The sequence below is a fragment of the Streptomyces ureilyticus genome (assembly GCF_011045025.1).
Lineage (GTDB): Bacteria > Actinomycetota > Actinomycetes > Streptomycetales > Streptomycetaceae > Streptomyces > Streptomyces ureilyticus.
Window position 1 is genome coordinate 97,793 of sequence record NZ_JAAKZX010000008.1, and the last position, 10,667, is coordinate 108,459.

The following is a 10,667-nucleotide window of genomic DNA, read 5'->3' on the forward strand; positions in this document are numbered from 1 at the left end:
TGTCAGCCCTTCTCCAGGTACTGCTCCCTCTCCTCGTCCAGCAAGGCCTGCAGAGCCGTGCGCAGGGCGGGCAGGCGCTTGAGCTCGGGGTCCGCGGCGACGACCGCGGTCGCCTCCTCGCGGGCCTCGGCGATGATGTCCTCGTCCTCTATGACGGTGAGCATGCGCAGCGAGGAACGCACCCCGGACTGGGCCTGGCCGAGGACGTCGCCCTCGCGGCGCTGTTCCAGGTCGATACGGGACAGCTCGAAGCCGTCCAGCGTGGCGGCCACGGCGCCAAGGCGCGCCCGGGCCGCGCTGGCCTCCGGCATCTCGGTGACCAGGAGGCACAGGCCCGCGGCCGAGCCCCGGCCGACCCGGCCTCGCAGCTGGTGCAGCTGCGATACGCCGAACCGGTCCGCGTCCATGATCACCATCACCGTGGCGTTCGGGACGTTCACCCCCACCTCGATCACCGTCGTGGCGACCAGGACGTCCGTCTCGCCCGCGGCGAAGCGGCGCATCACGGCGTCCTTGTCGTCCGGCTGCATACGGCCGTGCAACACCTCGACCTTGAGCCCCTGGAGCGGACCCTTGACGAGTTGATCGGCGACATCCAGGACGGCGAGCGGCGGACGCTTCTCGGCCTCGTCCTCGGGGGACTTCTTCTTGGCCGAGCCGTCCTCCTCGTCCCCGATGCGCGGACAGACCACGTACGCCTGATGGCCGCCCTCGACCTCCTCGCGCACGCGCTCCCAGGCGCGCGCCAGGAAGTGCGGTTTGTCGGCGGCGGGGACGACATGGCTGGCGATGGGTGAACGTCCGGCGGGCAGCTGGTCGAGGACGGAGGTCTCCAGGTCACCGAAGACGGTCATCGCGACCGTACGCGGGATGGGTGTGGCGGTCATGACCAGCAGGTGAGGTGGCTGCTTGCCCTTGCCGCGCAGGGCGTCCCGCTGTTCGACCCCGAACCGGTGCTGCTCGTCGACCACGACCACGCCCAGGTCGTGGAACTGCACCTTGTCCTCGATCAGCGCGTGCGTGCCGATCACGACCCCCGCCTCGCCCGTGACGAGATCGAGAAGCGCCTGCCTGCGGGCGGCGGCGCCCATGGAGCCGGTCAGCAGCACCACCTTGGTGGCCTGCTCGGCCCCGCCCAGCATCCCTCCCTCGGCCAGCTCCCCCATCATCTCCGTGATCGACCGGTGGTGCTGCTGCGCGAGCACTTCGGTGGGCGCGAGCATCGCGGCCTGTCCGCCCGCGTCGACGACGGCGAGCATGGCGCGCAGAGCGACCATCGTGTTGTGGGTGACCGTGAAGTTGTCGGTGACGTAGGCATGGCTCGGATGGGCGACGCTGATGCACTGGACGGCCTTCCGCCCCACGTACTCAACCGCGCGAATTCCACGCCGGAATGTGTTGTATTTCGGCCGGGGCCGCACACGTTCGGCCTTGCGGGTCAGTCTGAACGGGGGGTACTCCTCAGGCAGGGCCACCGAGACTTCAAAAGCAGCTCTCTTCGGCAGAACTCGCGCCCGGCCGCCCAGCGAACGTACGAGCCAGGCGACATCCTCTGCGAGCCTGCGCGAGGCCGAGCAGAGCGAGATGCTCATGCCAGTCGCCTGGATGGTGCCATCGGTGTCCAGGAGCCCTTGCAGCAGAGCGAGCCGGTTCTTGATCGACGTGTTCTTGAACTCATCGGGAACGAACTTGCCGTGTGACGTCATGCCCCACAGGTTCAAGTCACGCAGGGATTGGATTACGGGATTGCGTACGCCTCCGGTACGGCGCGTCAGCTGAATCGTGTAGTCACAACGGGAACCCTTGACGGGAACCAGTCGACATTCAGGCGCCACGGCTGTCTCCACAGCGTCACGGATCTCGTTGTCCATCGTGGACACACGCAGGTTGTGCCGGAATGAGCCGTCTCCCAGGAGCAGGCCGAACAAATAAGGATCGAGCGGCAGTCTGAGGTCACCTCCGAGGTCGACCGGGGTCACCGCCGGGATGTACCACTTCGAGGATCCGTTCGCCTTGAATGTATCGAGACGGATCTCCCGAGTCGTCATGACCTTGGGGGCCTGGCCTCGGTGCCAACCACAGCTCGTACCGACGAACCAGAGATGTTCGTCGTCGCACTCCACCGAGCTTCCGTCGGAAAGAACCAGGCGCCAGACGTCGCGCTCTCCCTGCGGGAAGACGCCGTCGATCATTGCGATCTCTCCGTCCGGCACAACGACTTCGTCCCCCAGTCTCAAGTCCCCCATACGCCGGAAGCCAGCGGGTGTGAGCACGAGCGAGTCAAAGGGCTGGGCCTTGCCTGAACCCACTTCTCCCTGGAGCAGCCGGTGCATCGGATGCTCGGTGGCGAGGTCGTCGAAGATCTCCTTGGAGACCTTCTGCTGGCCCTCGGTGAGAGTGAAGGGGAGCTTGGCGTCGAAGGCGGTGAGCAGGCCGTCGGGGGCGGGTTTGCGCGGAACGGCCGGGAGTTGGGCGTCCGCGTGGCGACGGCGGGCCAGGGCTACTTGGAGCACGAAGGCCTCGTCCCACTTGAGGCGGTCGCGGGCTTCTGTGTAGTCGGCTTGGGTGCGCGGCTGGTGGATCTTCAGGAGCGCTTCGGGGAGAGGGAGGAGAGCACGGTCGTCCCTGAGCGAGTCCGGCAGCGGATCAACTGCCTCCTGGGCGCTCGGCAGCACGGTCTGGATGGACTTGCCGATCTTCCAGGACTCCAGCTTGGCGGTGGCGGGGTAGATCGGGATGAGCGATCCGGCCCACTTGTCGATGGCCTCTTCGCCGTCTCCGCGCAGCAACTCGTAAGCGGGATGGGCGAGTTGTAGTCGGCGGTTGAAGACGGACACCTTGCCCGCGAACATCGCTCGCGTGCCCGGCAGGAGCTCCTTGTGCGGCTTGTGGGCGCCCTTGCCGAAGAAGACCAGCTGGAGACGGCCGCTGCCGTCCGTGATGGTCACTTCCAGGCGCTGACCTTTCCCGCGCGGGGCCTTGGGCGAGGCGAAGGTGACCAGGCGGGCGTCGGCGACCTGGGCGACCACCGTGACGTGCTCGTCCATGGGCAGGTCGGCGAGGTGGGTGAGCTGCCCGCGCTCCTCGTACCTGCGCGGATAGTGGTGCAGCAGGTCGCCGACGGTGTGCAGGCCGAGGAACTCGGCCATCACCTTCGCGGTGGCGGGGCCGAGCACCTTCTTCAGTGGTTCATCTAGCGCGGGCACGAGATCCATTGCACACCACACCACTGACAACGCCGTATACGTCCCGGAATTCCGCTGGTCAGACGGGTCTGTTCAGGCCTAGGATGGCGCGCTCCGGCCTTGTTCGCGGTCACCTCGCGGGACCGCCCGACCCCGCGCCGTCGCACGTCCCCCCACCGGCGCAGCGACGATGGACTCTCAGACTTCGGATTCTCAGAACTCCCAGGCATCTCAGTCACCCCATACGTTCCAGGTCGACCTGCGCGGACTTGTGGACCTGCTCTCCCACCATCTCTACTCCAGTCCCAAGGTCTACCTCCGCGAGTTGCTGCAGAACGCAGTGGACGCGATCACCGCCCGCCGCGCCGAGCAGCCAGACGCGCCCGCCCGGGTGCGCCTGTTCGCGGAGGACGGCGCGCTGCGCGTGGAGGACTCCGGGATCGGGCTCACCGAGGCGGACGTGCACAACCTCCTCGCGACAATCGGCCGAAGCTCCAAGCGGGACGAGGGTCTTGAGTCGGCGCGCTCCGACTTCCTCGGGCAGTTCGGGATCGGCCTGCTGGCCTGTTTCGTGGTCGCCGAGCGCATCCGGGTGGTCAGCCGCAGCGCGCGTACGCCCGACGCGCCGCCCGTGGAGTGGACGGCGACGGACGACGGCTCGTACCGGGTCCGTACGCTGCCGAATGAGGCCCGTACCGAGCCGGGCACGACCGTGCATCTGGTGGCCCGCCCGGGCGCCGCCGAGTGGCTCTCCGGGGAGCGTGTGCTGGCGCTGGCCCGGGACTTCGGATCGCTGCTGCCGTACGACGTACGGGTGGGCGACGAGGCCGTGACCGACCTTCCGGCGCCCTGGGACCGCTCGTACCCGTCTCCCGCCACCCGAAGGGTGGCCCTGGCGCGGCACTGCCACGACTTGTTCGGCTTCACACCGCTGGACTCCATCGAGCTGAACGTGCCGCTCGCCGGGATCCGCGGCGTGGCGTACGTCCTGCCGTCCGCGGTCAGCCCCTCCCAACGCGCCGGTCATCGTGTGCACCTGAAGGGCATGCTGCTCACCGAGCGGGCCGAACGGCTGCTGCCCGACTGGGCGTTCTTCGTGCGCTGTGTCCTCGACACGGACAGTCTGCGGCCCACCGCGTCCCGGGAGGCGCTGTACGAGGACGAGACCCTGGCGGCCGTACGGGAGGCGCTGGGCGAGCGGATACGGTCCTGGCTGACCGGGCTCGCCGCGGGCGATCCGGAGCGGCTTGCGGCCTTCCTGTCGGTGCACCACCTGGGCGTGAAGTCCCTTGCGCGGCACGACAAGGAGATGCTGCGCACGATGCTGCCGTGGCTGCCCTTCGAGACGAGCGACGGGCGGCTGTCCCTGGAGGAGTTCGCGTCGCGGCACCCGGTGGTGCACTTCACGCGGACCGTGGAGGAGTTCCGGCAGGTCGCCCCGATCGCCTCAGCACAGGGCGTCGGGGTGATCAACGGCGGCTACACGTACGACACTGAGCTCGTCGAGGCGCTGCCCTCGGTGCGCCCGGGGACGGTGGTCGCCGAGCTGGACGCCGACACGGTGACCGCGCACCTGGACGCGGTCGACCCGGCCGAGGAGCTGGCGCTGTCCGGCTTCCTGGGGGCCGCGCGGGCGAAACTCGACCCCCTGGGGTGCGATGTAGTGCTGCGCGCCTTCCATCCCCTCTCCGTGCCGGCGCTGCACCTGGACGACCGGTCGGTGCGTCACGAACAGGCGCGCGCGGACGCCGAGGAGCAGGCCGACGACCTGTGGGCGGGCATCCTCGGCTCACTGCGCGGCAGCGCCCCACGCGCGCGGCTGGTGCTCAACCACCTGAACCCGCTCATCCGGAAGGTCAGTTCACTCGACGACCCGGAGCTGATCGGAACGGCCACGGAGTCCCTCTACGGGCAGGCGCTACTGATGGCGCAGCGACCGCTGCGCCCCGCGGATTCGGCACTCCTGAACCGTGCGTTCATCGGCCTCCTGGAGTGGGCCACCCACAGCAACTCCCCGGAGGAGGGCGGCCGATGAGCGCGACCATGGACTTCGAGGCGTTGCGCCGGGCGATGGCCGAGAACTACGAGCAGCCGGAGGGCCCCGCCCGCAACGCGCGCGCGGAGCAGCTGCTTTCGGAGGCCGAGAAGCTGAACATCCCGCTCGCCGTGATCGAGGCGCTCGGGCACCAGCTGAAGGTCTACAACTACAGCTCCGAGAAGGACAAGATGTTCGTCCCCTTCGCGCGGCTGCTGCGCATGTGGGACGAACGGCCCGAGGACTTCGACGAGTACGAGGTCCACTCGCTGCACTGGGTCTTCAAGTGGATGTCGGCCGGCATGCTGAGCCAGCCGCACATACCGCTCGGCTCCATCGAGAAGTGGCTCGGCGAGATGGAGCACCGTTATCGCCTCGCCGGGCACTCCGAACGGGCCGTGCGCAGCGCCGAGTGCAGCGTGGCCACGCATGTCGGGGACATGGCGCGTGCCGAGCGGGCGTACGCGGCGTGGCTGGCCGCCGACCGGGACAGCATGGCCGACTGCCACGCCTGTGAGCTGCACGGCCAGGGCTGGTGGCAGGCACAGCGGGGCGAAGACGCCCGTGCGCTGGAGCTGTGGTGGCCGGTCCTGGAGGGCGAGTACACCTGTGCCCACGAGCCGCACACGGCGCTGGCGTCCTCCCTGCTCCCGCTGCTGCGCCTTGGCCGCCTCGACGAGGCACGGGCCCACCATCTGCGCGGCTTCCGGCTGGTGCGGCCCATGGAGAGCATGCGGAGCGCGTACGCCGACCATGTGGAGTTCTGCGCGCTCACCGGCAACGAAGCGCGCGGCCTGGAGCTGCTGGCGGAGCGTCCGGCGTACTTCACGGACTCCGGGGAGCCGCGCAGCAAGCTCGACTTCATGTCCGTGGTGGCCCTTTTGATGGACCGCGTGACCGAACTCGGCAGGGGCGACCAGCCGGTGCCCGGCCCGGCAGGCCGTACGTGGACCGCACGCGAACTCGCCGCCCACGCGCGCGGGGAGGCACTTTCGCTGGCGGCCCGCTTCGACGAGCGCAACGGCACGCCGTACGTCGGCACCCTCGCCCGGGAGCGCATGAGCCGGCAGCCGCTGGTGGACCGGCTGCCTCTGGGCATACGGGCCCGGACCGTGACGGCTCCTGTGAGGCCCACATCCGCCCCGAGTGCCACGGACGCCGCCGCAGCCGCATCCTCCGAGGCGGACCTGTCCGCACTGCTCGCCGAGGCCCGTCGGCTCTCGGCCTCGCTGCACCCGCAGTCCGTCGCGGCGTGGGACGCGGTCGCCGAGGCGGCCGGTGACGAGGAGCTGGCACCCCGGGACCGCGCGGAGATGACCGACCACCAGGCGATGGGCCTCGGTCCCGAAGGCGCGGAACTGTTCGCGCGCGCCGCCGAGTTGTACTCCGAGGCGGGCGACCCGGGTGAGGCCCTGGCGGCACGCGCGCGTGGAGCGTACGTACTGGCCCTCTCCGGCCGTACCGAGGAGGCGCGGGCCGCGGTCTCGGAGCCGTACGAGCGGGTGCTCGCCCTGCTCGCGGACGGCGGGACCGGCGTTCAGCAGGCGGCGTCCGTGCTGGTGGGGCGGGCCCGGATCCTGATGCAGCGGGTGCAGGAGGCAGCGGAGGAGGGCGAGAACGGCCTCTCCGGCGACGAGGGAGCCGAGGCAGACGAGGCGTTCGCCGCCGCGGAGTCCGCTGTGCGGGAGCTGCTGGCCCTCGCCGAGACGCACACCGTGGACGACCTCCTGGTCGCTTCACGCGCCGCGGAGGCGCACGCCATGCTCGGGGAGCTCGCGGCGCACGCCGGGGACGTGGAGAGGGCCACAGAGCTGCTCACGCGGGCCTCGGAGGCGTTCGTGGCGGCCGGGTTGCCGTGGTTCGCGGTGGAGTACGAGGCCCGGCTCACCGGCATGGCACGCCACCTGGGCGACGCCGAGGCGGCGGAGCGGGCGGCCCGGGCGGCGCTGGAGCACGGCGGGCCGTACCTGGAAGCGACGGGCAACGCCCAACTGCACCTCCAGCTGGCCGAAGTCCTCGGCGCCACCGGCCGGTTCGGACCCGCCGCGGAACACGCCCTTCAGGCGGCGCACTGGGCCGACGAGGGCGGCGAGGGGGCCACGCTCGGCGCCTGGGCGCGGCATCAGCTCGGCGGCTTCCTGGTACGCCAGGGCCGGTGGGCGGAGGCCGCGGAGGTACTGGAGTCGGCGCTGCCCGAGCTGGCCGCGGAGACGCACGGCGAGGGTGCGCTCGTGCAGACCCGATGGTGGCTCGGTGACTGCCTCTCCGAGCTCTCAGAGCACCGCGAGGCCGCCGAGCACTGGCTCCAGGCCGCCGAGATCGCCCGGCACTGGCCCGAGCAGCGCGACCACGCCATGCTCGCGCACCTCGCCGCGGAAGCCCTGGGGAACGCCGGGCTGCCCGACCAGGCGGAGCGCGCCTACGAGCGTGCCGGTGACCTGTGGCGGTCCCTCGGCAACGTCCACGGGCTGGTCCGCTCCCTACGGGCGCGCGCATGGATCGCGGCACGCGAGGAGGGCTCCGGGCTCGACGCGGCACGGGAGTTGATGACGGAAGCCGTCCAAGGGTGCGAGGCGGCCGTACCGGAGGACGACGCCGCCCGTGACCGGCTCGCCGCCGAACTCGCCGATACACACCGCCAGTTCGGCGACCTGATCGCCCGGTCCGTGACCGGCGACGCCGAAGACGAGTTGATCAACGCCGTGTTCGAGGAGTCCCTCGCCCACCTCACGCGGGCCATCACGGGCTTCGCCTCCTTGGGCGAAGCGGGCCTCCACAGCCGTACGGGCGCCGAACTCGCCGCCGGCTGGCTGGAGGCCGACCTCGAGCGCCCCGAAGCGGCGGCGGCACGCGCGCGCGTAGTTCTCGCGGCGTACAAGGAGAGCGACGCCACCGCCGATGCCGACGAAACGGTGGCGTCCCGACGGGCGGAGGCGGAGCACCTGCTGCGCATGACGGGAACGGAGACCCAGGAGCCGTAGAACGGGCGGCTTGCCCGTACCCACGCCCGTCGGTTTCGGTTTCGGGCTACTCCACCCCGATCAGCAGCAGCGCACCCTGTCGACCGCCCCGGTACACCACCGTGTCGACGGCCAGGTAGGACTCGCGTACCCGGGCTTCCAGGTGGGCCGCGATCGTGTCGGGAGCCTCTTCGCCCAGGACCAGGGTGACCATCTCGCCGCCCGCCGAGAGCATGCGGTCGAGGACGGTTTCGGCGGTGGCCGTGATGTCGGAGCCGATCACCGCGACGTCGCCCTCGATGAGGCCCAGGATGTCCCCGGCCTGGCAGATGCCGGCCATGGTCCAGGACTCCCGTTCCGCGACGGCGAGTTCGGCGTAGCGGGTCGCCCCGGCCGCCGAGGTCATCGAGACGACGTCCTCGTCGAAGCGCCGCTCCGGCTCGTGCACGGCGAGCGCCGCGATCCCCTGCACCGCGGAACGCGTGGGGATGAGGGCGACCCGGACTCCGTCGGCGCGGACCTGCTCGGCCGCCGCGGCAGCCGTGTGCCGCAGCTCGGCGTCATTGGGCAACAGCACCACTTCGCGCGCGTGGGCCCGCCGTATCGCCTCGACGAGCTCTCCGCTCGCGGGCGGCTCCTCCGGGCGCGCGAGAACGGTGGTCGCGCCGGCTTCGGTGTACAGCCCGGCCAGCCCCTCTCCGGGGACCACGGCCACGACCGCGCGCTGCACCCGCTCACGCACCGGTCGCCCGGCGGCGCCCGCCATATGCGCGTCCCCGGCCCCGAAGTGCGTGATCCGGATCCGGTACGGCCGCCCGGCCTCGACGCCCGCTTCCACGGCCGCGCCCGCGTCGTCGACGTGCACGTGGACGTTCCACAGTCCGTCACCGCCGACCACGACGAGCGAGTCGCCCAGGGTGTCGAGCCGCTCCCGCAGCCGGTCCACGGCGGCGTCCTCCGCCTCCAGGAGGTAGATCACCTCGAACGCGGGCCCACCCTCCTCCAGGGCCGGGTCCGGGTCCGCGCACTCCCCCACGTCGCCCAGCGGCTCCACGACAGCGGCCTCCACGCGCGCGTGCCCCATGAGAACCGGCACCGCCCCCGCGACGCCGGGTGCCTCCCCCGTGAACGTCTCGACCAGCGCCGCCAGTACGGCCACGAGCCCGCGCCCACCCGCGTCCACCACTCCGGCCCGCTTGAGGGCCCCCAACTGCCCCGGAGTCGCCGCCAGAGCGGCCCGCGCACCCTCGTACGCCGCCCGCGCCACCGCCCCGCAGTCGCCCTCGGCCCCGGAGGCCGCGTCGGCGGCGGCCGAGGCGACCGTGAGCACCGTGCCCTCGACGGGATGCGCGACGGCCTGCCGTGCCGAGTCGGCCGCCTGCCTGAGGGCGAGCCGCAGCCCCTGGCCGTCGGCGTGGGCGGTCTCGCTGTCGGCGGAGAGCACCTGGGCCATGCCCCGCAGCAGCTGCGCGAGGATCGTCCCGGAGTTCCCCCGGGCCCCGATGAGCGCGCCGTGCGCCATCGCCCGTACCGCGTCGGCGAGCGTCGGCCGCCCAGCCGCCCCTTCGCCGGAGGCACCGGAAGCACCAGAGAGCGCGGAGACGCCGGAGGCACCGCCGGAGACTCCGCTTGAAACGGCGGAGTGCGCCGCGAAGACCGCCTCGACCGCCCCGGCCGCCGACTCCACGGTCAGATAAAGATTGGTACCGGTGTCCCCGTCCGCGACCGGATAGACGTTGATCGCGTCGATCTCCTCGCGCGCGCGGCCGAGTGCCTCGAGCGCGAGTCCGCACCAGGCGCGCACCGCGAGAGCGTCCAAGTTCTGCGGCACCTGCGGCACCTGCGCCTCCTTGAGCAGCGAACGTGGGACGCAGCGTAGACCCAGGTCAGGTTTCCGCGGGAAGTGGGCCGGGGCAGGCCCCGGGCCGACCATGGTAGTTTCGTTGCACGGACGCAGTCGTTGTATGCTGCTCCGGTTGCCCGATCCGATCGGGCCTTCCCCTGGCACCGCCACTCAGATCCTGGATTCCTAGATCTTGTCCCGGCATGCCGGGATCAACCGTAAGAGCATCTGAAGTCTTTGGAGTGACCCGTGGCTGCCAACTGCGACGTCTGCGGCAAGGGGCCGGGCTTCGGCAACAACATCTCGCACTCACACCGCCGTACGTCCCGTCGCTGGAACCCGAACATCCAGCGCGTCCGTACCGTGGTGGGCGGGACGCCGAAGCGCGTGAACGCTTGCACCTCGTGCATCAAGGCCGGCAAGGTCTCGCGCTGACGCTCTGCTAGCGCGCGGCCACTGCTGGTTCGCTGCATGGCCGGTCCACCGGAAGGTGGGCCGGCTTTTTGCTGCGCGCTCCGGGCAGACGCGTAAACGCTTACGCCAAGCACGGCTGCATCGCCCCCACCTAAGCGTTCGCGTAAACGCTTGCGCAAGCGTTTACGCGAACGCTTACGCGCGCCCCGCTCCCCACCGCCATCCATGAT

5 protein-coding genes are annotated in these 10,667 nt (G+C 70.9%); 3 read left to right on the top strand and 2 right to left on the bottom strand.

Annotated features, from left to right (window positions below):
- Positions 1 to 2: 2 nt before the first annotated feature.
- Complete coding sequence (locus G6048_RS04420; protein WP_165338088.1) at positions 3 to 3,215, bottom strand: helicase-related protein; 3,213 nt, start codon at positions 3,213 to 3,215, stop codon at positions 3 to 5.
- A 160-nt stretch (positions 3,216 to 3,375) separates the two neighbouring features.
- Between G6048_RS04420 and G6048_RS04425 the strand changes: the two genes are divergently transcribed.
- Positions 3,376 to 5,220 (top strand): HSP90 family protein, encoded by a 1,845-nt coding sequence (locus tag G6048_RS04425; protein WP_165338089.1) that lies wholly within the window; start codon positions 3,376 to 3,378, stop codon positions 5,218 to 5,220.
- Positions 5,217 to 8,201 carry a tetratricopeptide repeat protein gene (locus G6048_RS04430; protein ID WP_165338090.1) on the top strand — a complete coding sequence of 995 codons (2,985 nt, stop codon included), beginning with the start codon at positions 5,217 to 5,219 and terminating at the stop codon, positions 8,199 to 8,201. The genes G6048_RS04425 and G6048_RS04430 overlap by 4 nt, the downstream gene beginning before the upstream one ends.
- 46 nt (positions 8,202 to 8,247) lie before the next feature.
- Here the strand turns inward: G6048_RS04430 and G6048_RS04435 are convergent, their stop codons facing one another.
- Complete coding sequence (locus G6048_RS04435) at positions 8,248 to 10,020, bottom strand: DAK2 domain-containing protein (RefSeq protein ID WP_165338091.1); 1,773 nt, start codon at positions 10,018 to 10,020, stop codon at positions 8,248 to 8,250.
- A 252-nt stretch (positions 10,021 to 10,272) separates the two neighbouring features.
- Between G6048_RS04435 and rpmB the strand changes: the two genes are divergently transcribed.
- Complete coding sequence (gene rpmB, locus G6048_RS04440) at positions 10,273 to 10,458, top strand: 50S ribosomal protein L28 (RefSeq protein WP_003993230.1); 186 nt, start codon at positions 10,273 to 10,275, stop codon at positions 10,456 to 10,458.
- Positions 10,459 to 10,667 lie beyond the last annotated feature (209 nt).

Coding starts and splice junctions, on each gene's coding strand:
- G6048_RS04420 (WP_165338088.1), bottom strand. CDS start 3,215: ATGGATCTCGTGCCCGCGCTAGATGAACCACTGAAGAAGGTGCTCGGC.
- G6048_RS04430 (WP_165338090.1), top strand. CDS start 5,217: ATGAGCGCGACCATGGACTTCGAGGCGTTGCGCCGGGCGATGGCCGAG.
- G6048_RS04425 (WP_165338089.1), top strand. CDS start 3,376: ATGGACTCTCAGACTTCGGATTCTCAGAACTCCCAGGCATCTCAGTCA.